This is a genomic window from Pseudomonas sp. B14(2017) (assembly GCF_002113255.1).
Classification (GTDB): Bacteria; Pseudomonadota; Gammaproteobacteria; order Pseudomonadales; family Pseudomonadaceae; genus Aquipseudomonas; species Aquipseudomonas putida_Z.
The window spans coordinates 68,680-92,841 of sequence record NZ_NEJY01000014.1 but is presented as its reverse complement, the minus strand read 5'-3'; the positions used below and the strand labels follow the sequence as shown (position 1 = coordinate 92,841).

Annotated in this window: 21 protein-coding genes and 1 pseudogene; 4 read left to right on the top strand and 18 right to left on the bottom strand. The window is 64.4% G+C overall.

Translation table 11 applies throughout. The features are described from left to right. Positions 1-90: 90 nt before the first annotated feature. The 8 genes from CAG34_RS16055 to CAG34_RS16020 all read right to left on the bottom strand — a co-directional run bounded on the left by CAG34_RS16055 (position 91) and on the right by CAG34_RS16020 (position 8,334). Positions 91-933, bottom strand: coding sequence for a TIGR03915 family putative DNA repair protein (locus CAG34_RS16055; RefSeq protein ID WP_085591192.1), 843 nt, complete (start codon positions 931-933; stop codon positions 91-93). After that, positions 924-2,144, bottom strand: coding sequence for a putative DNA modification/repair radical SAM protein (locus CAG34_RS16050; RefSeq protein ID WP_075045108.1), 1,221 nt, complete (start codon positions 2,142-2,144; stop codon positions 924-926). Before CAG34_RS16050 ends, CAG34_RS16055 begins: the two co-directional genes overlap by 10 nt. 335 nt (positions 2,145-2,479) lie before the next feature. Beyond that, the gene (locus CAG34_RS16045) at positions 2,480-4,000 is read right to left on the bottom strand and encodes a glycosyltransferase family 39 protein (protein WP_085591190.1); all 1,521 of its coding nucleotides are present in this window, start codon (positions 3,998-4,000) and stop codon (positions 2,480-2,482) included. Between the two features lie 3 nt (positions 4,001-4,003). Beyond that, positions 4,004-4,276, bottom strand: coding sequence for a lipid-A-disaccharide synthase N-terminal domain-containing protein (locus CAG34_RS16040; protein WP_025338958.1), 273 nt, complete (start codon positions 4,274-4,276; stop codon positions 4,004-4,006). After that, entirely contained in the window at positions 4,273-5,016 is a 744-nt protein-coding gene (locus CAG34_RS16035) for a glycosyltransferase family 2 protein (RefSeq protein ID WP_085591188.1), read from the bottom strand. The genes CAG34_RS16040 and CAG34_RS16035 overlap by 4 nt, the downstream gene beginning before the upstream one ends. A gap of 34 nt (positions 5,017-5,050) precedes the next feature. Next, positions 5,051-6,025: an NAD-dependent epimerase/dehydratase family protein gene (locus tag CAG34_RS16030; RefSeq protein WP_075045111.1), complete on the bottom strand. Its 975-nt coding sequence runs from the start codon at positions 6,023-6,025 to the stop codon at positions 5,051-5,053. After that, entirely contained in the window at positions 6,013-7,350 is a 1,338-nt protein-coding gene (locus CAG34_RS16025; RefSeq protein ID WP_085591186.1) for a UDP-glucose/GDP-mannose dehydrogenase family protein, read from the bottom strand. Before CAG34_RS16025 ends, CAG34_RS16030 begins: the two co-directional genes overlap by 13 nt. A gap of 48 nt (positions 7,351-7,398) precedes the next feature. Beyond that, positions 7,399-8,334 carry a LysR family transcriptional regulator gene (locus tag CAG34_RS16020; RefSeq protein WP_085591288.1) on the bottom strand — a complete coding sequence of 312 codons (936 nt, stop codon included), beginning with the start codon at positions 8,332-8,334 and terminating at the stop codon, positions 7,399-7,401. Positions 8,335-8,452: 118 nt separating this feature from the next. On the opposite strand from CAG34_RS16020, the gene CAG34_RS16015 reads away from it, so the two are divergent. Both CAG34_RS16015 and CAG34_RS16010 read left to right on the top strand, forming a co-directional pair. Next, on the top strand, positions 8,453-9,316 hold the full coding sequence (locus CAG34_RS16015) for a type 1 glutamine amidotransferase domain-containing protein (protein WP_085591184.1): 864 nt from the start codon (positions 8,453-8,455) through the stop codon (positions 9,314-9,316). A 120-nt stretch (positions 9,317-9,436) separates the two neighbouring features. Continuing rightward, a complete protein-coding gene (locus CAG34_RS16010) occupies positions 9,437-10,483 on the top strand; it encodes a class I SAM-dependent methyltransferase (RefSeq protein WP_075045114.1) in 1,047 nt (348 codons plus the stop codon). Positions 10,484-10,626: 143 nt separating this feature from the next. Here the strand turns inward: CAG34_RS16010 and CAG34_RS16005 are convergent, their stop codons facing one another. The 6 genes from CAG34_RS16005 to yghU form a co-directional block, all read right to left on the bottom strand. After that, positions 10,627-11,871, bottom strand: a complete 1,245-nt coding sequence (locus CAG34_RS16005; RefSeq protein ID WP_003248123.1) for a saccharopine dehydrogenase family protein — start codon at positions 11,869-11,871, stop codon at positions 10,627-10,629. A 31-nt stretch (positions 11,872-11,902) separates the two neighbouring features. Beyond that, on the bottom strand, positions 11,903-13,000 hold the full coding sequence (gene nspC, locus CAG34_RS16000) for a carboxynorspermidine decarboxylase (RefSeq protein WP_013972889.1): 1,098 nt from the start codon (positions 12,998-13,000) through the stop codon (positions 11,903-11,905). Positions 13,001-13,333: 333 nt separating this feature from the next. Further along, positions 13,334-14,251, bottom strand: coding sequence for a pyridoxal-phosphate dependent enzyme (locus CAG34_RS15995; protein ID WP_085591182.1), 918 nt, complete (start codon positions 14,249-14,251; stop codon positions 13,334-13,336). Continuing rightward, positions 14,248-14,922 carry a transcriptional regulator gene (locus CAG34_RS15990; protein WP_085591180.1) on the bottom strand — a complete coding sequence of 225 codons (675 nt, stop codon included), beginning with the start codon at positions 14,920-14,922 and terminating at the stop codon, positions 14,248-14,250. The genes CAG34_RS15995 and CAG34_RS15990 overlap by 4 nt, the downstream gene beginning before the upstream one ends. Positions 14,923-15,106: 184 nt before the next feature. Next, entirely contained in the window at positions 15,107-16,810 is a 1,704-nt protein-coding gene (locus tag CAG34_RS15985) for an amidase (RefSeq protein ID WP_085591178.1), read from the bottom strand. 266 nt (positions 16,811-17,076) lie between these two features. Beyond that, positions 17,077-17,919 (bottom strand): glutathione-dependent disulfide-bond oxidoreductase, encoded by an 843-nt coding sequence (gene yghU, locus CAG34_RS15980; protein ID WP_085591176.1) that lies wholly within the window; start codon positions 17,917-17,919, stop codon positions 17,077-17,079. Between the two features lie 200 nt (positions 17,920-18,119). Between yghU and CAG34_RS15975 the strand changes: the two genes are divergently transcribed. Next, on the top strand, positions 18,120-19,166 hold the full coding sequence (locus tag CAG34_RS15975) for a dienelactone hydrolase (protein ID WP_085591174.1): 1,047 nt from the start codon (positions 18,120-18,122) through the stop codon (positions 19,164-19,166). Here the strand turns inward: CAG34_RS15975 and CAG34_RS15970 are convergent. The 3 genes and pseudogenes from CAG34_RS15970 to CAG34_RS29485 form a co-directional block, all read right to left on the bottom strand. Beyond that, positions 19,128-20,321, bottom strand: a complete 1,194-nt coding sequence (locus CAG34_RS15970; RefSeq protein WP_085591172.1) for an MFS transporter — start codon at positions 20,319-20,321, stop codon at positions 19,128-19,130. The genes CAG34_RS15975 and CAG34_RS15970 overlap by 39 nt on opposite strands. 564 nt (positions 20,322-20,885) lie before the next feature. Beyond that, positions 20,886-22,472, bottom strand: a complete 1,587-nt coding sequence (locus CAG34_RS15965; RefSeq protein WP_025338972.1) for an ABC-F family ATPase — start codon at positions 22,470-22,472, stop codon at positions 20,886-20,888. A 32-nt stretch (positions 22,473-22,504) separates the two neighbouring features. After that, positions 22,505-22,873: pseudogene (locus CAG34_RS29485) on the bottom strand (integrase). 143 nt (positions 22,874-23,016) lie between these two features. On the opposite strand from CAG34_RS29485, the gene CAG34_RS15955 reads away from it, so the two are divergent. Then, positions 23,017-23,376 carry a DUF6713 family protein gene (locus CAG34_RS15955; RefSeq protein ID WP_025338973.1) on the top strand — a complete coding sequence of 120 codons (360 nt, stop codon included), beginning with the start codon at positions 23,017-23,019 and terminating at the stop codon, positions 23,374-23,376. A 44-nt stretch (positions 23,377-23,420) separates the two neighbouring features. Here the strand turns inward: CAG34_RS15955 and CAG34_RS15950 are convergent, their stop codons facing one another. After that, positions 23,421-24,089: an SOS response-associated peptidase gene (locus CAG34_RS15950; RefSeq protein ID WP_085591170.1), complete on the bottom strand. Its 669-nt coding sequence runs from the start codon at positions 24,087-24,089 to the stop codon at positions 23,421-23,423. Between the last annotated feature and the right edge of the window lie 73 nt (positions 24,090-24,162).

Below are 24,162 nucleotides of genomic sequence, written 5' to 3'. Positions count from 1 at the left end.
TCTCCACACACGTTGAGAACAGTGCACTACCTGTGGGAGCGGGCATGCCCGCGAAGAAATCCCCACTGATCAAGGTTTGCGAATACGCAGCTACCGTGTGGGCTTGCTGATCTGTTTGCCAGCCTGGGAGGCGACTTCCAGGGCTTGGCCATCCCGTTGCTTGCCTTGCCGAGCCAGGCCTTCGAGCTGCGGAATCAGCATGCCCTCCGGCAAATGTCGCCAGAACCGCCCGGGCATGTGCAGGCGCAAGGCGTCGGGGTTGAGGCGGGCAGGGTTGAAGGTATGGCGATAGTAGGTGCGCCACAATTCGGCGCCAGGGTCTTCGGCGTTGCGGGCCCACTGGCGCCAGGGCTCGGGGCACTGGCGCTGGTAGTCGAATGCCTGGCCGTCGAAGCGTATGCCGTCGTGCGCCGTGGCAATCATCCAGCGCAAACGCCCCAGGCGGTCGGCGAAATGCGCACTGGCGCTTTCCAGAATGTCATGCGCCGGCTCGTGATAGGCCACCAGGTCGAGTTGCAGCTGTTCAGCCAATACTTCGGGTAGTGGCACGAAGCGTACAAACGCATGCAGGTGGTGCGCTTCGCGATTGACCTGCTTGATCCGTCTTTGCAGCTCGCTGCCCAGTCGGTCACCCGCCAGCATTGCAGTGCGGTCGCCATGGGCCACCCGCCAAAGTACCTCGTAAAGCAGGTTCCAGCGGTGCTCGCCACGGTAGCGGGCGGCCTGTTCCAGCTGGTTCAACAGCGCCGCTGGCACCTTGGCGCGAAAAGGACCGGAGCCTTCCGGCAGCGCTGTCGGTACGGCCAGCAAATCAGCCACCGGCCCTTGCGCCCAGGTCACCTCCGACGGGTCGATGCCATGCCCCAACAACACCCGGGCCTGGTCACGCCAGGTGGCGAACAGGCCATCGCAGTCGAGCGCGATCATCCCCACAAGCCCATCTGCACCGGCGCCTGCGGCTCACGCAAGCGCGCCCTCAGCAGGCCGCTGCGCAGCTCGGCCTGGGCCGGGCGGTAGTCGCTGGTGACAATGAACGGCCGCGCCTTGTCCAGCACGCAGCGCAGCTGGATCAGGTCATCGTAGCGAATGCGCCGTTCGCGTCGCAGGGCTACCAGGCGCTGCACGCTGCGCAGGCCGATGCCGGGGATGCGCGCCAGTAGCGCCGGCTCGGCACGGTTCACGTCCAGCGGGAACACTTCGCGGTTGGCCAGCGCCCAGGCCAGCTTGGGGTCGATGTCCAGTGCCAGGTTGCCGCTCTGGCCCAGCAGCTCGCCGGCCTTGTAGCCATAGCCACGTAGCAGGAAGTCAGCCTGGTACAGGCGGTGCTCGCGCAGCAGCGGTGGTGCGGCCAGGGGGACGCTGCCGGGGCTGTCAGGGATGGGGCTGAAGGCGGAGTAGTACACGCGCTTGAGGCCATAGCCTTGGTACAGCGATTCGGCATTGCGCAGCAATGTGCTGTCATCGGTGCTGTCGGCCCCGACGATCACCTGGGTGCTTTGCCCGGCCGGGGTAAAGCGTGGCGCCTTGGGTTCGTGGGCCACGGCTTGCTGGCCCTGGTGGATCACGCCCATGGCCTGGCGAATGGTGTGCGCCTGTTTCTCCGGTGCCAGGCGTTTCAGGCTGGCGTCGGTCGGCAGCTCGATGTTGACGCTTAGCCGGTCTGCCAGGCGCCCGGCCTCTTCGATCAGCAACGGGTCGGCATCGGGGATGGTCTTGAGGTGGATGTAGCCACGGAAGTCGTGCTCTTCGCGCAACAGCTTCGCCACGCGGATCAGCTGCTCCATGGTGTAGTCAGCAGACCGGATGATGCCGGAGCTGAGGAACAGGCCGCTGATGCAGTTGCGCCGGTAGAAGTCCAGGGTCAGCCGGACCACTTCCTCGGGGCTGAAGCGCGCGCGTGGCACGTTGCTTGAGCGACGGTTGACGCAGTACTGGCAGTCGTAGAGGCAAAAGTTGGTCAGTAGCACCTTGAGCAGCGAGACGCAGCGCCCGTCGGGAGTGTAGCTGTGGCAGATGCCCATGCCATTGGTAGCACCCAGGCCATCAGCCCCGCGCGAGTTGCGCTTGGGTGCGCCGCTGCTGGCGCAGGATGCGTCGTACTTGGCAGCATCGGCAAGGATGCCGAGTTTGGCGATGAGTTGCATGGGGCTGACCTGTGATACTGAATATTCATACAGTATTTTGAGATATGACGGATTGCAAGCTATTGTGCGCCGGTCATGCCCGAATACCTTGGCGGGCAGGAACCTGGACTGCCCCCGAAAAAGTGGCGCGATCCCCTGTGGGAGCGGCCTTGTGTCGCGAAAGGGCTGCAAAGCAGCCCCAGCAATTTCAACTATTGCGCATCAATTCTGGGGCCGCGTTGCGGCCCTTTCGCGACACAAGGCCGCTCCCACAGGGATAGCGCGTAGCTTGAGCTCGGCGCCAAACCTTTGGGAGCAAACGTGCCTGCGAACGCCTGCAGAAACGCTGGCAGGCACTAAGGCGAGCCCGTCCAGGCGAAGTGGTAGACGTGGCTGGGGGCCGTGGCCTGGCACTGGCCGTTATCGGCATCGGCACCGACCACATACCACTCTGCGCGCGAGGTCTCGCCCAGCCTGCGTGCCTTGTCGGCACTGAAGCAGCGGCCCAGCTCCGAAGCCGGTACCAGGGCGAAGGCCGTGGGGTTGTGGCGCAGCCAGTAAGCGGCCGTGTCCGCCCTGGGCTGGCCGGTGAAACCGAAGTGCACGATGGGTTGCCGGGCAAACAGCCAATGCCCCTCGCGCCAGTTGACCAGCACCAACTCGGCGCCGCCGGTGGCCCGTGCGGCTTCACTCATCAATGTTTCATGCGGGTTGCGGCCTTCCTTCAGCGGCTCGACGAAGCCGCGTGCGAACCACAGCGCGAACCATGCCAGGGCCACGGCAGTGAACGCCTTGCGCCAGGCCGGCCGGCGCTGCAGCCAGCGCTTGAGCAGCCACGGCAGCAGTGGCGCGATGGCCAGCACGAGGCCCGGCAGCGCCGGGAAGATATACAGCTTGCGCTTGCCGCTGCTGAGGCTGAAAAACAACAGCACCAGCACCACCCAGCCGAGCAGCAGCAGAAAGCGCCCGTCGCGTTTTTGCAGTTGCCGGCGCCAGGCCGGTACCAGCCAGGGCAGGGCCAGCACCAGTGGCAGCCAGTATTTGGGGATGACCTTGACGAAGAAGTACCAGAACGGTTCGCGATGGTCCCAGGCATTGGCATAGCGGCTGGCGGTCTGGCGCAGGAGTATTTCCTTCAGGTAGGCCAGCTCCGCCGCGCCACCACCATGGGCGATCGAAACCAGCAATGGCAGCAGCCACACCGCGCAACCGGCCAGCAGCCACGCCAGCCCCAGGCTCCAGCGCCAACCCTGGCCGGGCATGGCCACCACCCCGTGCCAGCGGTGGCGCACCGCCCAGGCATAGGGCAGCAGTAGCAGCGCCGGGACAAAGCCCACGCCCTTGCTGATAATGCCCATGCCCATGGCCGCGCAGGCCAGGTAGAACCAGCCCCAGGCCGGCCCGAGCAGCAAGTGGCGCAGCATGCCGTAGAAACCCAGTGCCACCCACAGGCACAGGAAGCTGTCGATCTGCCCGGTGCGCAGGATGCTGTAGCTCTGGTAGGTGGCCAGGAACAGCAAGGCGGCGATCACGCCGATGCGTCGGTTCCACAGGCGCCGCCCCAGGTCATGCAGCACCCAGGTAATGGTCGCCGCCGACAGCAGCCCAGGCAGGTACAGGGCAACCTTGGGCGAGCCGGTGAGGTGGCTGAACAGGGCCACGGTCCACATGAACAGCGGCGGCTTGTCGCCGTAGATTTCCGCCGCCCGGTGCGGGATGAACCAGTTGCCGCTCTGCAGCATTTCCAGGGCGACGCCGAGAAAGCGTTCTTCATCCACGTTCATCGGCTGGCGCCAGCCGATACCCGCGCCCACCAGCAACACCGCGAGGGCAATCAGGGCCAGGCGTTCGGCCCCGAGCGTGTTGAACCTTGGCAAGGGCTATTCCTTCTGTTCCTGGTGGCGGGCGATCAGCTGCAGGTTGCGCAGGTAGACCAGGAAGCCGAAACTCTGGCCGATGATGAACACCGGGTCCTGGCGATAGATGGCGTAGGTCAGCAGCAGCGCGCTGCCGAGCATGCTCAGGTACCAGAAGCCCACCGGGATCACGCTGCGGCGCTTGAACTCGCTGTACAGCCACTGCAACACGAAGCGCCCGGTAAATACGGCCTGGCCGGCGAAACCGATGACCAGCCACAGGGTTTCGCGGGTCATCCTTCGAGCTCCTGGGGGCGCGTGTCCAGGCGGGTGCGCCGGATCAGCCACCAGACCCCGAACAGGTCGAGGATGCCGACCAGGGCGCGGTCCAGGTTGCCGTACTTGGACACCCCGGCCTGACGTGGCCGGTGGTTGACCGGGTGCACCAGCATGCGGCCGTTGTGGCGCAGGATCAGCGCCGGGATGAAGCGGTGCATGTGGTCGAAGTAGGGCAGGCGCAGGAAGGCCGCGCGTTCGATCAGTTTCAGCCCGCAGCCGGTGTCTGGCGTGGCGTCCTTGAGCAAGCGGCTGCGCAGGCCGTTGGCAAGCCGCGACGCCCAGCGTTTGCTGGCGCTGTCGCGGCGGTTGACCCGGTGCCCGGCCACCAGCTTGACGCCGCCGGCCAGGTCCTGGTTGGCGCGCACCAGGGCCAGCATGCCGGGGATGTCCGCCGGGTCGTTCTGGCCGTCACCGTCCAGGGTCGCCAGCCAGCGCCCGCGCGCCGCCTGGGCGGCATGCCACAGCGAGGTGCTCTGGCCCAGCGAGCGCTCGTGACGGAGGATGCGCAGTTGCGTGTAGCCCTGGCTTTTCAGTTGCAGCAGTACGCTCAGGGTGCGGTCGCTGCTGCCGTCATCAACCACCAGTACTTCATGGTCTTCAGCCGCCAGCGCGATGCGTATTTCCATCAAGAGTGACGGCAGGTTGTCGACCTCGTTCCTGGCGGGAATGAGCACCGAGAGGTCAAGTGGATCTGTCATGAGGCTACCTGTAATCTTGTTGTGATTGCGCGGCTCAGACCCGGTAGAAATCCCGGTACCAGCCAACGAAGGCGTTGACGCCGTGTTCCAGCGATGTGCCGGGGGTGTAGTCGATCCAGCGCGCCAGCGAGCCGACGTCGGCCCAGGTTTCCAGCACATCACCTGCTTGCAGCGGCAGGTAGTCGCGTCGGGCCTTGATGCCCAAGGCATGCTCCAGGCATTCGACGAAGTGCAGCAGGCGTACCGGCTGACCTCGGCCGATGTTGAACAGCTGGCAGGGCGGTTGCCCCTCGGCCGGCAGTGGCGGCTTCAGGCGCAGGCGCACAATGCTCTCGACGATGTCGTCGATGTAGGTGAAGTCGCGCCCCATCAGGCCGTTGTTGTAGACCTCGATCGGCCGGCCCTCGAGCATGGCGCGGGTGAACTTGAACGGCGCCATGTCGGGGCGGCCCCAGGGGCCGTATACGGTAAAGAAGCGCAGGCCAGTGGTCGGCAGCTGGTACAGGTGTGCGTAGCTGTGCGCCATCAGTTCATTGGCGCGCTTGCTGGCGGCATACAGCGACAGCGGTTGCTCGACCGGGTCGTCGACGCTGAACGGCAGCTTGGCGTTGGCGCCGTACACCGAACTGCTGGAGGCGTAGATCAGGTGGCGGGGTGGCTGCTGGCGGCAGGCCTCGAGGATGTTGAGAAAGCCGACCAGGTTGGCCTGGCCATAGGCGCCGGGGTTGTCCAGCGAATAGCGCACCCCGGCCTGGGCCGCCAGGTGGATCACCTCACTGAACGCCTGGCCGGCGAACAGCTGTTGCAGTTCGCTCGGGTGGGCGATGTCGAGGGTGTGGAAGCGGAAATTGGCAAAGCCGAACAGCTGCTGCAGGCGCGCCAGCTTCAGCTGGACGCTGTAGTAGGCATTGAGGTTGTCGATGCCGACCACCTCGATGCCTGCTTCGCACAGGCGCCGCGCAACGTGGTAGCCGATGAAGCCGGCCACGCCGGTAATCAGTACGGGCATGCTGGCTGCACCTGGCCACGGCCGATGCCGTAGTAAGTCAGGCCGGCGGCGGCCATGTGTTCGGGTTCGAACAGGTTGCGCCCGTCGAACACCACCCGGTCGGCCAGCTGTTGCGGCACCTTGTCCAGGTTGAGCACGCGGTAGTCCTGCCATTCGGTGACGATCACCAGGGCGTCGGCGCCGCGCAGGGCATCGTCCTTGCACGGCACCAGTCGCAGGTCGGCGCGCGGGCCATAGTGCCGCTGGATTTCTTCCATGGCCTGCGGGTCATGGGCCTGCACCCGCGCGCCGGCGGCCCACAGCGCTTCCAGCAGGACCCGGCTGGAGGCCTCGCGGATATCATTGGTATTGGGCTTGAACGACAGCCCCCACAAGGCGAAGACCTTGCCCCGCAGGCCGCGTGGGTAGTGGCGCTGGATCTTGCTGAACAGCCGGCCCTTTTGCTGCTCGTTGACCGATTCCACCGCACGCAGCAGCTGCGGCTCGAAGCCTTCGGCCTCGGCGCTGCGGCGCAGGGCTTGCAGGTCCTTGGGGAAGCACGAGCCGCCAAAACCGCAGCCGGCATAGATGAAGTCGTAGCCGATGCGCGGGTCCGAACCGATGCCGCGGCGTACCATTTCGATGTCGGCGCCCAGGTGCTCGGCCAGGTTGGCGATCTCGTTGATGAACGAGATCTTGGTCGCCAGCATGCAGTTGGCCGCGTACTTGGTCAGCTCGGCGCTGCGCGCATCCATGACCATGAGCTTTTCGCGGTTGCGGCTGAACGGCAGGTACAGCTCGCGCAGCAACTCCACCTCGGCAGGTTCCGCGCCACCGATGATGATGCGCTCCGGGCGCATGCAGTCATCAACTGCCGAGCCTTCCTTGAGGAACTCGGGGTTGCTGACGACGTGGAAGCGGCTGGTATCGGCCACGGCCTGGGCGATGCGCGCCTTGATGCGGTGCACCGTGCCGACCGGCGCGGTGGATTTGTTGACGATCAGCTTGGGGCCGTCGGCATGTTCGAGGATGCTGTCGACCACGGCAAACACGTGCTTCAGGTCGGCGCTGCCATCGGCCTGTGCCGGGGTGCCGACGGCAATGAACTGCAACCTGGCATAGTTGGCCGCTTCGCTGGCGTCGGTGGTGAAACGCAGGCGACCGCAGGCCAGGTTCTTCTCCAGCATCGGCGCAAGGCCGGGCTCGAAGATCGGGCAATGGCCTGCATTGAGGCTGGCGACCCGCTCGGCGTCGACATCCATGCACAACACCGAGTGCCCCACCTGGGCCAGGCACACTGCCTGGGTGAGGCCGACATAGCCGGTACCGAAAACCGTGACCTTCATTTGACAGCTCCTTGGCGAGAAAGCTGAAAAAAAATGTCACAACGTTGTTTAGATATTGTTACTTGCGCAGGCCGCTGCTTCCTGGGCGACGTTCCACAGCTGCTGGCGGAACCAGCGCCGCAACGGGTCGGCGTGGGTGCGTTCATGCCATATCTGCATCACCTCGATTGCGGGCAATGTCAGCGGCAGCGGGTACATGAGCAGGTCGTCATCACGCTCGGTGGCTTCGATGGCCAGCGAGCTCAGGCAGGTGAGCAGCAGGTCGGTGCCGCGCAGCAGGCGCGTGGGGGCCACGAAGCTAGACAGGCCAGCCACGACCCGTCGTTGCATGCCCTGGCTGCGCAAGGCGCGGTCGACCAGGCCATCGAGGTCGCCGGTGAGGGTGGTGAGCAGGTGGTCGCTGGCGAGGAAGGTATCCAGGTCCAGGCCGCTTTCCAGGCCGGGATGGCTGCGCGAGGCCAGCACTACCAAGTGTTCGCTGAGCAGGCGCTGTTGATGGAAGGTTTCCGGCAGGTCGGTGTAGAACCCGGCAACGGCCAGGTCACAGGTGCCTTTTTCCAGTTCTTCGCGAGGCAGCTGGCCGCGGGTGTTGCAGGTGACCAGCGTCAGGTTCGGTGCCTGGCTGCGCAGTATCGGCAGCAGCCTGGGCAACAAGGTCTGCTCGACAAAATCGGTGCTGTACAGGTGCAGGCGGGCAGGGCGGGCGAGGAAGTCCTGCCCTTCGCAGCGTTCATAGAAGCCCTCCAGGCCCACTACCAGGCGTTCTACCTCGGGCGCCAGTTCGTGGGCGCGCGGCGTCGGGGTCAGGCCCCTGGGCGCGCGGACGAACAGCGGGTCGCCAAACTGATGGCGCAGCTTGTTGAGCTTGTGGCTGAGCGCGGGCTGGCTCAGCGCCATGCGCTGGGCGGCGAGGGTGGCGTTGCGTTCCTGATACAGCACATGGAACAGGTACAGCAGGTTGAGGTCCTTGCTGGAGATATTCATTTTCTGGATCGCAGACATGAGAGCTTTCGAATTATCGAATCATAGCTTTGCCATTAGCATGAACGCATCCCGCCGACATGATCGGACGGCTCTTTTTGCCTGATCAGGAGATTGTTGCATGACCAAGATGTCCCGGCTTGCCCTGGCTGTTGCCAGCACCCTGCTTGCCGCCGGCGCCCACGCTGCGCCCAAGGGTGAGGTGCTGGTGCTGTTGTCCAGCGAGCATCAGCTGCCGCTGCAGGACAGCAAGCGCTACGCCACTGGCTACTACCTCAACGAGTTCGGCGTGCCAGCCGACCAATTGCTCAAGGCTGGCTACAAGCTGGTGCTGGTAACCCCCAAGGGTAATGCCCCGAGCGTCGACCAGCGTTCGATCGACCCGCGTTACTTTGCCGGCGATGCGGTGGAGATGCGCCGGATCGAGAAAGTCGTGCAAGGCCTGCCGGGCATTGACGATACCCTGTCGGTAAAACAGGTACTGGCAGGTGACCTGGGCCGCTATGCCGGACTGTTCATCCCCGGCGGCCATGCGCCCTTGATCGACCTGGCCAACAACCCGGACGTGGGCGCCTTGCTGCGGCATTTCCACCAGGCCGGCAAGCCCACAGCCGCCATCTGCCACGGCCCCATCGCCTTGCTCTCGGCCCAGCAGGACCCGGCGAGCTACCAGTCGGCGCTGGCGCGTGGTGAAAAGCCGGCAGCCACAGACTGGCTGTACAAGGGTTACAAGATGACCATCTTCTCCGACCCGGAGGAGCAGGTGTTCGAAGGTTCGCTCAAGGACCAGAGGCTGTTGTTCTACCCGGCCAACGCCATGGCAATGGCAGGGGGCGACATGGGCTACGCCAAGGCCTGGCAACCCAATGTGGTGGTGGACCGCGAACTGATCACCGGGCAGAACCCGTTCTCGGACAAGGCGCTGGCCAAGGTATTGCTGGAAAAGTTGGCAGGGCAGGCAAAGGCCTCGGATCAGGGCATCTAAACTTACAAGTGGCCTGCATCGGGCAACGTTCGGCAGGCCCATACCATTCAACCGACCACCGCCTCCCCGGAGCGGATGTCCCTCGCTGGCGATGGCCTTCTTTGCAGAGGAGGGCAGGTCATGGACGAGGCAAGGCTTCACGACTTCATGGGCAAGCTGGTGGGCGACATGGGCGCGGCGGCGACCTTGGCCAACGTGATTCTCGGTGACGAGCTGGGGTTGTACCGGGCCATGGCCGACAGCCAGCCGACCACCCCCGAGGCGCTGGCGGAAAAGACCGGCTGCCACCCGCGGCTGGTGCGCGAATGGCTCAGCGCCCAGGCCGCCTCGGGCTACATGGTGCATGACAAGGGCCGTTTCGTGTTGCCTGAAGAGCAGGCCATGGCCCTGGCGCTGGAGGATTCCCCGGCCTACATGGCCGGTGGTGCGGCGGTGGTGGCCGCGCTGTTCCACGACAAGGACAAGCTGGTCGCGGCCATGCGCGGCGATGGCGGGCTGGCCTGGGGCGACCATCACCCCTGCATGTTCAGCGGCACCGAACGGTTCTTCCGTCCGGGTTACCGCACCTTCCTGGTGGCCGAATGGCTACCGGCGCTGGAGGGCGTGGTGGCCAAGCTGCAGGCGGGCGCCAAGGTGGCGGATGTGGGCTGTGGGCATGGCGCTTCCACGCTGGTCATGGCCCAGGCGTTCCCGGCATCCACCTTCGTCGGCTACGACTACCACGGGCCTTCCATCGCCACCGCCAACGAGCGTGCGCGCGAGGCGGGGTTGGCGGGGCGGGTGAGCTTCCAGCAGGCCAGCGCCAAGGACTACCCGGGGCATGACCATGACCTGGTGTGCTTCTTCGATTGCCTGCACGACATGGGCGACCCGGTGGGGGCTGCGAAGCATGCCTACCGTGCGTTGAAGGCCGACGGCACGGTGATGCTGGTGGAGCCTTATGCCGAGGATTCGCTGGAGGGCAACCTGACACCGGTCGGGCGCTTGTTCTATGCGGCGTCGACGTTTATCTGCACGCCGAACTCGTTGTCGCAGGAGGTGGGGTTGGGGCTGGGTGCGCAGGCGGGGGAAGCGCGGTTGCGGGCGGTGTTCGAGGAGGCGGGGTTCGGCCGGTTCCGGCGGGCGACGCAGACGCCGTTCAACCTGATTCTGGAGGCTCGGAAGTAGAGGTCAGCCTGTGCCGGCCTCTTCGCGGGTGAACCCGCTCCCACAGACCTGTGAAATACCTGTGGGAGCGGGTTCACCCGCGAAGAGGCCGGGCCTGCAAAAGCAGAAGGGGCGCCTTGATGGCGCCCCCTCTGTCTTGCTGCTTAGGCTTCAGCGTCCCAGGGACGATCGCCTTTTTCATCCTTGACGCGGGTCGGCAGGCCCATCACGTCCAGCGCCTTGAGGAACGGCTCCGCTGGCAGCTCCTCGACGTTGACCATGCGCTTGGCATCCCACTCGCCACGGGCGACCAGCAGGGCGGCAGCCACTGGCGGTACACCGGCGGTGTAGGAAATGCCCTGGCTGTCGGTCTCGGCGTAGGCTTCTTCGTGGTCGGCCACGTTGTAGATGAACACTTCGCGCGGCTGGCCATCCTTGGTGCCCTTGACCAGGTCACCGATGCAGGTCTTGCCGGTGTAGCCCGGGGCCAGCGAGGCTGGGTCCGGCAGCACGGCCTTGACCACTTTCAGTGGTACCACTTCCAGGCCTTCGGCGGTTTTCACCGGTTGCTCGGAGAGCAGGCCCAGGTTCTTCAGCACGGTGAACACGTTGATGTAGTGCTCGCCGAAGCTCATCCAGAAACGCACGTTCGGCACGTTGAGGTTCTTCGAAATCGAGTGAACTTCATCGTGGCCGGTCAGGTACAGGTTCTGCGAACCTACCACCGGCAGGTCGTCGGTACGCTTGACCTCGAACATGGTGTTGCTGGTCCACTGGCTGTTCTGCCAGCTCCACACTTGCCCGGTGAATTCACGGAAGTTGATTTCCGGGTCGAAGTTGGTGGCGAAGTACTTGCCATGCGAACCGGCATTGACGTCGAGGATGTCGATCGAGTCAATGCTGTCGAAATACTGTTGCTGCGCCAGCTTGGCGTAGCTGTTCACCACACCCGGGTCGAAACCGACGCCGAGAATGGCGGTAATGTTCTTTGCCTGGCACTCTTCGAGGTGTTTCCACTCGTAGTTGCCGTACCACGGCGGGGTCTCGCAGATCTTGCCCGGCTCTTCGTGGATGGCGGTGTCCAGATAGGCGACACCGGTATCGATGCAGGCACGCAGCACCGACATGTTGAGGAAGGCGGAACCAACGTTGATCACGATCTGCGATTCGGTCTCGCGGATCAGCGCCTTGGTTGCCTCGACATCGAGGGCATTGAGCGAGAAGGCCTGGATGTCGGCGGGTACCTTGAGGCTACCCTTGGCCTTGACGCTGTCGATGATGGCCTGGCATTTGGAGATGTTCCGTGACGCGATGGCGATACGACCCAGTTCGTCGTTATGCTGCGCGCACTTGTGGGCCACCACCTTGGCGACACCTCCTGCACCAATGATAAGAACGTTCTTCTTCAATTTATCCCTTGCTCCTTACTGAAAGCCGGTCTTACGACAGGCTGGAAACGTAGTCTTCGAAACCGAACTCGCGCACCACTTCGACGCTGCCGTCGAGTTGCTTGACCACGATGGATGGCATTTTCAGACCGTTGAACCAGTTTTTCTTGACCATGGTGTAACCCGCCGCGTCGACGAACGACAGGCGATCACCGATGGCCAGCGGACGATCGAATTGGTATTCGCCGAAGATGTCACCGGCCAGGCACGACTTGCCGCAGACCATGTAGGTGTGCGCGCCGTCGTTGGGGGCCATCTTGGCGTTGAGGCGGTAGATCAGCAGGTCGAGCATGTGCGCTTCGATCGAGCTGTCGACCACGGCCAGGTGCTTGCCGTTGTACAGGGTGTCGAGCACGGTCACTTCCAGCGAGGCGCTGTTGGTGATGGCCGCTTCGCCCGGCTCCAGGTACACCTGCACGCCGTATTTTTCCGAGAAGGCTTTCAGGCGCGCGCAGAAGGCGTCCAGCGCGTAGTCTTCACCGGTGAAGTGGATGCCGCCACCGAGGCTTACCCACTCGACCTTGTGAAGCAGGTGACCGAAGCGCTCTTCGATGTGCGTGAGCATCTTGTCGAACAGGCCGAAGTCGCCGTTCTCGCAGTTGTTGTGGAACATGAAACCGGAGATCTGCTCGATCACCTGTTCGACCTTGGCCGGGTCCCATTCGCCCAGGCGGCTGAACGGGCGGGCAGGGTCTGCCAGCAGGTAGTCGGAGCTGCTGACCTGCGGGTTGACGCGCAGGCCGCGGACCTTGCCTTCGGACTGTTCGGCGAAGCGCTGCAGCTGGCCGATCGAGTTGAAGATGATCTTGTCGCAGTTCTCGAGCATTTCCTCGACCTCGTCGTCGGCCCAGGCCACGCTGTAGGCGTGGGTTTCGCCGGCGAACTTCTGGCGGCCGAGCTTGAGCTCGTACAGCGACGAAGAGGTGGTGCCGTCCATGTACTGTTGCATCAGGTCGAAGACCGACCAGGTGGCAAAGCACTTGAGGGCGAGCAGCGCCTTGGCACCGGAGTGTTCGCGCACGTAGGCGATCTTCTCCATGTTGCCCAGCAGCTTGGTTTTATCGATGAGGTAGTACGGCGTCTTGATCATTTAAAGGCCCCCGGCCAGGCCGGCCAAAAAAAGGACACGCATTGTGCCTTCACTTGCCGCAGACCGAAAGGGTGGGTTACGCATTTCGTCGTGGTTGACGCTGTTGCGAGAGGATTTTTCCGGTTGCGGCGGGCTCAGTAGAACAGCGGCATGTGACTATCGTAATCAGCAACCGGGTGCCGCAAGGAGAATCCGATGAGTGTTGTATTGGATGGCACCGGCTCCGCCGGTGTTCGCGGGCTTGCCCGCTCCCACAGGAACCGCGCATTTTCTGAGCCTCGCGCTAAACCTGTGGGAGCGGGCAAGCCCGCGAAGAGGCCGGTACAGGCAACCTCAATCAACCTGCTGCAACCACGCCTGGATCTGCTCCAGCGTGGCGGTAGCCCCGCCACAAACCACCACCAGCACATTCTGGTACTGCGCCAGGGCGCCCGGTGCATAGGCCAACGCCAAAGCCGCCCCACATGCAGGCTCCACCAGCACGCGATGGTCCAGCAGGAACCGCTCGCACGCCTCCAGCGCAGCGCGGTCAGTGACCAGATGGCTGTGCACCGGATGCTCCTTCACGCACACCAGCGCCTGGTCAGCCACACGCTTGGCCCCCAGCGAGGTCGCCACCGAGGCAATACGTTCCAGCTCCACCGAATGCCCCGCCTGCATGGCCGCATGCAGCGATGCTGCGCCCTCGGTTTCCACCGCCAGCACCGGCACATCGCCCCAGCCGTTGCGCTGTAGCCCCTCGACCACACCAGTGAGCAAACCACCGCCGCCTACCGACAACACCACGGCATCCGGTTTCACGCCGGCCTCGGCGACTTCATCCACCAGGCTGGCATGCCCGGCCCACAGCAGCGGGTCGTCGAATGGGTGAATGAAGGCGTCATCCGGGCCGACCAAGGTCTGCGCCAGGGCGTTGGCCTCTTGCCAGGAGCTGCCATGCACCTCCAACTTGGCGCCCTCCAGGCGCAGCAGGTCCTTGGCCCGCTCGGTGGTGGTCTCGGGCACTACCACGGTCACCGGCACGCCCAGCTTGCGCCCGGCATAGGCCACTGCCAGGCCCGCGTTGCCGCCCGAGGAAGACACGAAATGCCGCGCGCCACGGGCATGGTGCACCTCGCAGGCGTGGCCCACGCCGCGCAGCTTGAACGAACCGCAGGGCTGCAGGGCATCGAGCTTGAGCCAGATATTGCTGCCCGCGGCCAGTGACAGCGGGCGGGATTCGATCAGGGGGGTATGAATATGCAAGGTCATTGGCTGGCTCCGCGCAGTTGCTCGAGGTAGTTGTAAACGGTGTAGCGGGTCACACCCAGGGCGCTGGCGGCCTTTTCCACGCCGCCCTTGACGATGAACAGGCCACGCTCCTGCATCACGCGCACGGCCTCGACCTTGGCCTGCTTGTTCATCCGCCCCTGGCCGCTGCGCTGCAGGGATGCCTGGATTATCTCGCTCATCAGCAGTTCCATGTCGGCGGGTTCACTGACGGCAGGTGTGGCCCCCAGCGGCTGGAACTGCTGAAGAAAGTTCATGGCGGCATCCAGGCCGGTGACGTCGGTGTTGACGCAAAGGCTGGCGAAGGGGTGGCCGCTGCGGTCGCGGAAGATGGCCGTGGCGCTGCGCAGCGTGCGGCCCTTCAGCGTGGTGGGGTAATCGGGCAGCACCACCGGCTCACAGCCGTGCTGATCGGCCGAGGCCTGCATCAGTGCCTTGAAACCTTGGTCCTGTTCCGGGGCGGCGAGGATCGGGCTACCGACGCTGCGACCGGAAAGGTGGCCGTTGACGATCGCCACCACGGAGTGTTCCGGGTGGTCGAGGTCGTGCAGGAGGATTTCCATGTTGCGTGCGGCAACGCTGCCCAGGGCCTGAATGGCGGCCTTGAGGACGGTGAGGGTGAGTTGGCGTTCTTCGCTTGGGGTGATAGGCATGGCAGATCGCAAAATCAACGTTTTGTGTATTTTTACACATAAAGTTGAATTAGGCGATTTGCTTTTCCAGGCCCATTCGCGGGTAAACCCGCTCCCACAGGGGCCCCACGGTATTCAACACCTGTGGTGAACCTGTGGGAGCGGGTTTACCCGCGAATGGGCCGCAAAGCGGCCCCTTTAACCCTCAGCCCAGGGCCGGGGTGCGCGGTGGGATCATCCGCCGCGACCCGGTCGCCTCGAAGGCCGCACCAAAGCTCAGCAGCGCATTGTCGCTGTAAGCCCGGCCAGCAAAGGTCAGCCCCACCGGCATGCCGATATCGGCCATCACGCCCATCGGCACGGTCACGGTCGGCACGCCCAGGTGGCGGATCGCCAGGTTGCCGTTGGCAACCCAGATACCGTTGCTCCAGGCGATGTCCGCCGATGCCGGGTTGACGTCGGCATCGGCCGGGCCCACGTCGGCCACGGTGGGGAACAGCACCGCGTCCAGGCCCAGGTTGTCCATCCAGTCTTCCAGGTCCATCTTGCGGGTCTGCTCCAGGCCGCGCAGGCCGTCGGGCAGGGTCTCGATCTGGTCCCAGGTCTTCAGGCCACGCTTGGCCATGTTGACGTACTCGTCCATGCCGGCGGCCAGGTCGTCCTCACGGTTGGGCAGGGTGCCCGGGTCGTGGGGGAAGATCTGCGGCCCGTCGACGTCGGCCAGGCGGTTGAGCCTGGGGTCATCGTTGGCGCGCAGGAAGTCGTCGAAGGCCCAGCCCGACAGCTCCCAAAGCTCGTCATGCAGGAACTCCTTGCTGACGATGCCGCGGTTGTACACGGTCGGTGCGCCCGGACGGTCGCCCTCGCAGTTGGACACCAGCGGGAAGTCCACTTCCAGCACTTCGGCACCAGCCGCCTCCAGTGCCTGGCGGGCCTGCTGCCACAGGTCGATCACCGTGGCGCGGGTGTTGATGCGCTGGCCAGTCGGGCCGCCGATGCCAGGCTTCTCGGAAGTACCGGCCTCGGCATCGGCATTGATGTACATGCGTGGCACGCCAAAGCGCTTGCCCTTGAGCGCGCTGGCATCCACGGCCAGGTCCAGGTACGAAGCCGGGCGCACCGTCGAAGCCGCCGGGATTGGCACCCAAGGTTGCAGGCGCCACAGGTCGCCGCGCTTGTCGGCGTCGTCGGCTACGACCACGTCAAGGATTTCCAGCAGGTCGGCCATGGTGCGGGCATACGGCACCACCACGTCCATGGTCGGTGTCAGCGGCCAGTTGCCACGCACCGAAATCACCCCACGCGACGGGGTATAGGCGCACAGGCCGTTGTTGGACGCCGGGCCACGGCCGCTGGACCAGGTTTCTTCGGCCAGGCCGAAGGCACTGAAGCTGGCAGCGGTGGCGGTGCCGGCACCGTTGGACGAGCCCGAGGCGAACGGTGCGGTCAGGTAGTTGGCGTTGTACGGGCTTTCGGCGCGGCCATACACGCCGCGTTGCATGCCGCCGTTGGCCATGGGCGGCATGTTGGTCTTGCCCAGGCACACGGCGCCGGCGGCGCGCAGGCGTTCGATGGTGAAGGCGTCGCGCTGGGCCACCAGGTCCTTGAAGGCTGGGCTGCCGGAGGCAGCGGTCAGGCCTTTGACCAGGTAGCTGTCCTTGGCGGTATAAGGGATGCCGTCCAACGGGCTCAGGACCTGGCCTTTGGCGCGACGGGCGTCGGAGGCTTCGGCCTCTTTCAGCGCCTCGGGGTTGCGCACCACCACGGCGTTCAGGGCAGTGGCGGTGTCGGCGCCATCGTAGGCATCGATGCGCGCCAGGTAGGCCTGGACCAGCTCGACCGCCGTCGTGCGGCCCGACTCGAGCGCGTCGCGCAGCTCGGCAATGGAAACCTCGGTTACCTCGATCATGCGTTCACCAAAAAAATGTGCAGGTGGGGGCTAATGCGAGGAGTGTACAAGAAGGGCTTGGCCGGCGCAGGTTTGCGCGGGGGCAAATGGTTTTTTGCAGGCGGGCATTGTCGAGCCTCTTAAGCCCGGCGCGAAACCTTGTAGGAGCGGCCTTGTGTCGCGATAGGGCCGCAAAGCGGCCCCAATTATTTCACTGTCATACGAAGACCCTGGGGGCGCTTCGCACCCCTTTCGCGACGCAAGGCCGCTCCCACAAGGGTGCCGCGTCAACCGTCCAGGTCTGCCGCTGCATGCCGCTCCGGCACCTGGCTGGCCTCATCCCCCCAGGTCCGGTTCACCCGTGTGCCGCGCTGCACCGCCGGGCGCAAGGCAATCTCCTCGGCCCAGCGCTGCACATGTGGGTACTCGTCCACCGCCAGGAACTCCGCCGCGCCATACAGGTTGCCGCGCACCAGCTGGCCAAACCACGGCCACACGGCAATGTCGGCGATGCTGTATTCCTCGCCGCCCAGGTAGCGGCTTTCGGCCAGGCGCCGGTCGAGCACATCCAGCTGGCGCTTGGCTTCCATGGTGAAGCGGTTGATCGCGTACTCGAACTTTTCCGGCGCATACACATAGAAGTGGCCAAAGCCGCCGCCCAGATAAGGCGCCGCGCCCATTTGCCAGAACAGCCAGTTCAGGCTTTCGGTGCGTGCAGCTGGCGCTTTCGGCAGCAAGGCACCGAACTTTTCCGCCAGGTACAGCAGGATCGAGCCCGACTCGAACACCCGCACCGGCGGCTCGACGCTGCGGTCGAGCAGGGCGGGGATCTTCGAGTTGGGGTTGACCTGGACAAAACCGCTGGAGAACTGGTCGCCCTCGCCAATGCGGATCAACCAGGCATCATATTCGGCGCCCGAGTGGCCCAGCGCGAGCAGCTCTTCGAGGGCGATGGTGACCTTGACGCCATTGGGCGTGGCCAGGGAGTACAGCTGCAGCGGGTGCTTGCCCAGCGGCAGGTCCTTGTCGTGAGTCGGGCCGGCAACCGGGCGGTTGATGCTGGCGAACTGGCCGCCGGACGCTGCGTCGTTGCGCCAGACCTTGGGTGGCACGTAAGCGGGCTTGCTCATGCATGAATCTCCTTCAATGGCGCGAAACGGTCACGTAGAGACGTGGACCTGCATCTATGCCACGGGTTCGACGAAAAGCGCAAATGCATAGGGCGCGGGCGTGAAGTGCATGACTTCGGTTTCATCCAGGTTTCATCCGGTGCAGCCCAGGGCGGTTCTATGCTGGGCTATCTCTTCGCCCTGCAAGGAACCGCCGGCCGATGACTCTCCCACGCTGCGTGTTGGCGCTGGCCCTGTTCGGCAGCCTGTTGGCCCACGCCGAGGCCGCGCCCTGGGTTGCCGGTCTGCACCACATGACCCTGGCCGACCCGGTCGACGCCCGGCCCATGCAGGCGCTGGCGTTCTACCCGGCTATCGGCAATACCCGCAGCAGCCGGATAGACGGCTACCCGATCGACGTGAGTGAAGAGGCGCCGGTAGCGTTGGGCCAGTTCCCGTTGCTGGTGCTGTCCCACGGCAATACCGGCAGCCCGCTGGCCTTGCACTACCTGGCGACGTCGCTGGCGCGCCAGGGCTTTATCGTGGTGGCGGTGGTGCACCCCGGCGACAACGCCCGCGACCACAGCCGCCTGGGCACCCTGAGCAACCTGTATGGCCGGCCGCTGCAAGTGAGTGCCGCGATTACGGCCGCCCGCGATGATGCCTTGCTGGGGCCCTACCTGAACGGTGGCAAGGTTGGGGTGATCGGCTACTCGGCCGGTGGTGAAACCGCCTTGATTCTCTCAGGCGCGCGCCCCGACCTGGACCGCCTGCGCAAGTACTGCCTGGAGCGCCCGAACGACGCCGACGCCTGCAGGACCCACGGCGTACTGATTGCCGACCGCAGCGAGCTGGTGCCAGAGGCCGACCAGCGGGTGGGAGCGGTGATGCTGATGGCGCCGCTCAGCCTGCTTTTCGGACGCCATGCCTTGGCCGGGGTGCAGGTGCCGGCGCTGATCTACAGTGGCGACAGCGACCAGTTGGTGGCGGTGGACCGCAACGCCGAAGCCCTGGCCCGCAAGTTGCCGGTCACACCGGACTATCGCCTGCTGGCTGGCGCCGGGCACTTCGTGTTCATGGCCCATTGTGATGCCGAGCAGTCCGTGCGGATGCCGGCGCTGTGCAAGGATGCCGCAGGCGTGGACCGTCGGCACATCCACCATTCCCTGCAACGTGAAGCCGCGGTGTTCTTCAGCCAGGCGTTGGGCGCGCCGCAGCCTGCCGAGCGTTCAGCCGCGAGCGGCGCGCCGCGCCAGCAACAGCGTTAGGCCCACACCCGCCAGGGCGAGCAGGGCGGCCACGCAGAAGATCGAGGCATAACCCAGGTGCGCCGCCACCGCGCCCATCACCGGCCCGGCGATGGCCAGGGCCATGTCGAAGAACACCGCGTAGGCACCCAGCCCTGCGCCGCGGCTGCTGCTGGGCACCTGCTTGATCGCTTCCACCCCCAGCGCCGGGTACACCAGCGACAGCCCGAAACCGGTAAGCCCGGCACCGATCAGCGCCCACGGCGGCGATGGTGCCAGCCACAGCAGGCCCAGGCCGAGCACTTCGGTGGCCATGCACGCGATCGCCACGTTGTAGCCACCAAAACGGTTGACCGCGTTGACGAACAGCAGCCGGGAAATGATGAAGCACACGCCAAAGGCACTCAGGCACCAGGCCGCGCCCGCCCAGCCGCGCTCCAGGTAATACAGGGTGACGAAGGTGGTCAGGGTGCCGTAGCCGATAGAGGCCAGGGTCAGGCCCAGGCCACAGGGTGCGACCCGGCCGAAGGCCGACCAGAAGGGCAGGCGCTCGCCACGCACCACCACCACGTCCGGCCGCTTGCGCAGTACCAGCAGGGCCGATACCGCCAGCACCAGCAATGCCGGCCCCAGCACGCTGAAGTCCAGCCCGTCCACGGCCAGTACACCCAAGGGGGCACCAATGGCGATGGCGCCATAGGAGGCGATACCGTTCCAGGAAATCACCCTGGCGGTGTGCTCGGGCCCGACCTGGCTGATGCCCCAGCTCAGCGTGGCCACGCCGATCAGCCCTTGGGCGAGGCCCAGCAGCAGGCGCCCGCCGAGCAACAGCGCCAGGCTCAGCAGCGGTAGCGTCAGGGTCCAGGCCGATAGCAGGGTCAACACCCCGCAGCCGGCAATCCCCAGCAAGCCGAAGCGAATCGCCTGCTTGCCCCCCAGGGTATCGGCCACGCGCCCGGCAAACGGGCGGCTGAGTAGCGTGGCCAGGTATTGCAGTCCAATGGTCAGCCCGGCGACCACCGCGCCAAACCCCAGCTGGTCGTGCACATGGCTGGGCAAGACGGCGATCGGCAGGCCGATGCAGAGGAAGGCAATGAAGGTGTAGAAAACGATCGACAGGATCTGCAGGGTAATTTGCAGCGTGTTGCTGGCGGGGGCGGGTTGTTGCGCGGTCATGGGCTCGTTCGCGGGCGGGCGGTTGGGCGTGCCCCCATCATGGCCGTTGCGCGAAAGAAATGAAAGCAGGCTAACGAATTATTCGTCGGGCAGTGCCAGCCTGTGGGATCGGCGGTGGATTCTTCGCGGGTGAACCCGCTCCCACAGGATTTGCATAGGCCTCAAATGCTACGCAGTCCCTGTGGGAGCGGGTTTACCCGCGAAGAGGCCGGCCCAGCCATACAAGATGGCCAGGCCGCCGCATCAATCAGACCACTACCTGGCTACGCAGTTGATCGTCATTCGCGGGCTCGCCCGCTCCCACAGGATTTGCATTGGCCTCAAGTGCTACGCAGTCCCTGTGGAAGCGGGTTTACCCGCGAAGAGGCCGGCCCAGCCATACAAGATGGCCAGGCCGCCGCATCAATCAGACCACTACCTGGCTACGCAGGTAATCGTCATTCGCGGGCTCGCCCGCTCCCACAGGATTTGCATTGGCCTCAAGTGCTACGCAGTCCCTGTGGGAGCGGGCATGCCCGCGAAGAGGCCGGCCCAGCCATACAAGATGGCCAGGCCGCCCATCAATCAGACCACTACACCCTGGCTACGCAGGTAATCGTCGTAGGTACCGCTGAAGTCCACCACGCCATCAGCCGACAGCTCGATGATGCGCGTGGCCAGCGACGACACGAACTCACGGTCGTGGCTGACGAACAGCAGGGTGCCCGGGTAGTTTTCCAGCGCCAGGTTCAGCGCCTCGATCGATTCCATGTCCAGGTGGTTGGTCGGCTCGTCCATCACCAGCACGTTCGGCTTCTGCAGGATCAGCTTGCCGAACAGCATGCGGCCTTGTTCACCACCGGAAATCACCTTCACCGACTTGAGAATCTCGTCGTTGGAGAACAGCATGCGCCCGAGGGTGCCGCGGATCACCTGCTCGCCGGAGGTCCACTGGCCCATCCAGTCGAACAGGGTCATGTCGTCTTCGAAGTCGTGGGCGTGGTCCTGGGCGTAGTAGCCCACTTCGGCGCTGTCGGTCCACTTCACTTCACCCTTGTCCGGGGTCATTTCGCCGACCAGGGTGCGCAGCAGGGTGGTCTTGCCGATACCGTTGGGGCCGATGATCGCCACGCGCTCGCCAGCCTCGATGGTGAAGCCCAGGTCCTTGAACAGCACCTTGTCGTCGAAGGCCTTGGCCATTTTCTCGACGGTGACGGCCTGGCGGTGCAGCTTCTTGGTCTGTTCGAAGCGGATGAACGGGCTCACCCGGCTCGACGGCTTGACCTCGGCCAGCTGGATCTTGTCGATCTGCTTGGCCCGCGAGGTGGCCTGCTTGGCCTTGGAGGCGTTGGCCGAGAAGCGGCTGACGAAGGTCTGCAGTTCGGCGATCTGGGCTTTCTTCTTGGCGTTGTCCGACAGCAGCTGCTCGCGGGCCTGGGTGGCAGCGGTCATGTACTCGTCGTAGTTGCCCGGGAATACGCGCAGCTCGCCGTAGTCCAGGTCGGCCATGTGGGTGCAGACACTGTTGAGGAAGTGCCGGTCGTGGGAAATGATCACCATGGTGCTGTTACGCGCGGTGAGGATGGTTTCCAGCCAGCGGATGGTGTTGATGTCCAGGTGGTTGGTCGGCTCGTCGAGCAGCAGCACGTCCGGGTCCGAGAACAGCGCCTGGGCCAGCAGGACACGCAGCTTCCAGCCCGGTGCCACTTCGCTCATCGGGCCGAAGTGCTGTTCCAGCGGAATACCCAGGCCCAGCAGCAGTTCACCGGCACGGGATTCGGCGGTGTAGCCGTCCATTTCGGCGAATTCGGTTTCCAGCTCGGCGACGGCCATGCCGTCTTCCTCGGTCATTTCCGGCAGCGAGTAGATACGATCGCGCTCGGCCTTGACCTTCCACAGCTGGCCGTGGCCCATGATCACTGTGTCGATCACGGTGAATTCCTCGTAGGCGAACTGGTCCTGGCGCAGCTTGCCCAGGCGGGTGTTCGGCTCGAGCATGACCTGGCCGCCGGACGGCTCCAGGTCACCGCCGAGGATCTTCATGAAGGTCGACTTGCCGCAACCGTTGGCGCCGATCAGGCCGTAGCGGTTGCCGTTGTTGAATTTGACGGAAACGTTTTCGAACAGCGGCTTGGAGCCGAACTGCATGGTGATGTTGGCGGTAGAAATCAAGTGCTTGTCCTGCGGGGGTTCCAGAGGTGTATTTAGGCCATCTTGTCAGTCTTGGGCCAATTTTGGGCCAATTCGACTCGGGGCGGCAGCTTCTCCAGCTCCCTCCAGTCCGAGGAGGAGCTGATCCATTTCGCGTAGGTAGAAAGCAACATCTCGACGCTGTGACCAAGCTGGTTCGCGATGAACGCGGGTTCATCCCAGACATCAGGCATAGGGTGGCGTAGGTGTGGCGGGTGTCGTACTGACGGCGTTCACGGATGTTCAGCGCCTTGGGCGCCGATTTGAAGTGGCGGATTGTAACACTTGGTTCGTTGATCCACAGCCCACCTTTGCTCGGCTGGAACAGAAATGGGCGGATCGGGTGCGCTGGCTTGGGATGCCATGCGCCGGAGAGTTGCCATCCTCTGGGCCTGCTGGATGGCATTCAGCGCGCGCTCGTTGAGCAGCACTGATCTGCAAATACTTCCAAGCGTCGCATAGAGGCGCGAGATATCATCGTCAGCGCTTTACTCAGGGATGATCACTAGCTGAAGGGATTGCTTACATGGAAAGAAGCTATTTCGTAACGATGCTTGCACTGATTCTTCATCAAATAGATGCCGCGTATTGGCAGGAATGGGAGATGTTTTTCCTACCGGGTGGGGTACAGGGCTTCCTCCTGTTCAATATCTTGGCAATACCCGTGTTGCTGGTTGGTTATCGAAGCGTGTTGCTGGGTACGGTTAACGCGGTGTTCTTCGCCAAAGTTTGTGCCGGCCTAGGCCTGATCACGTTCCTTATCCATGCCGGCTTCGGATTGGCTGGATATCACCAGTTTCACCTGCCTGCTTCGATCTCCATCCTCATTCTCTGCTTGGCCAGCTCTGTATGGCTGATGGCAGGGATACGGTCCTCATCGCAATGATCGCAGGCGCCGCACTTACGATCCTGCATCGCTGCGCATTCAAATCACACCTGAAGCGGGTTCATCAGCTCGGCACCTTGGTTACGCACATTCCCCACGGCGATACCCACCCGGTACCACTCGAAGGCTTCGGCCGGCTCACCCAGGTTGAGCACCAGTTGTTCTGCGCGCTCGCTGGGCATTGCTGCCGCGATCCACTCGTACGCCAGTTCTGGCGACAACACGACAGGCCGGCGGTCGTGAACGTCGACCATTCCGCCCTGAGCGTCGGCGGTAATGATGACGAACCCGTCGTGCTCGGTGCCGGTGAACTGGCCGATCGAGGCGCAAAGGGCAGGGCGCCCATCCTGGCGGCGGATGTAGTACGGTTGCTTCTTCGGCCCACCTTCATCAACCCATTCGTACCAGCCGTCGATAGGGGTGATGGCCCGGTGCGGCCAGATCGCCCGGAAGAATGGGCCATGCGCCACCTTCTCGACCCGGGCGTTGATCGGTGCAGCGCGATCGTTTGCCCAGTGCGGCCGCCATCCCCACTTCACCAGGTCCGCTCGTGGGCCTGCGTCATCCATCCGCAGTACTGCCACCAGCGTGGTCGGCGCGATGTTGTACCGGCCAAGCGGCTGGTCGCCGACGTTGTTCCGCCAGGCCTCTGGCAGGCTCAGGGTTGCAACGAAGTCATGTATGCCACGGTACTGGCTGAGCCTTCCGCACATACGCCCTCCTACCGAAACCTGAAGGATAGCCGTTGGCTGGTAGTAGTGCCGCCAGTCATACGGGGACGGCCAG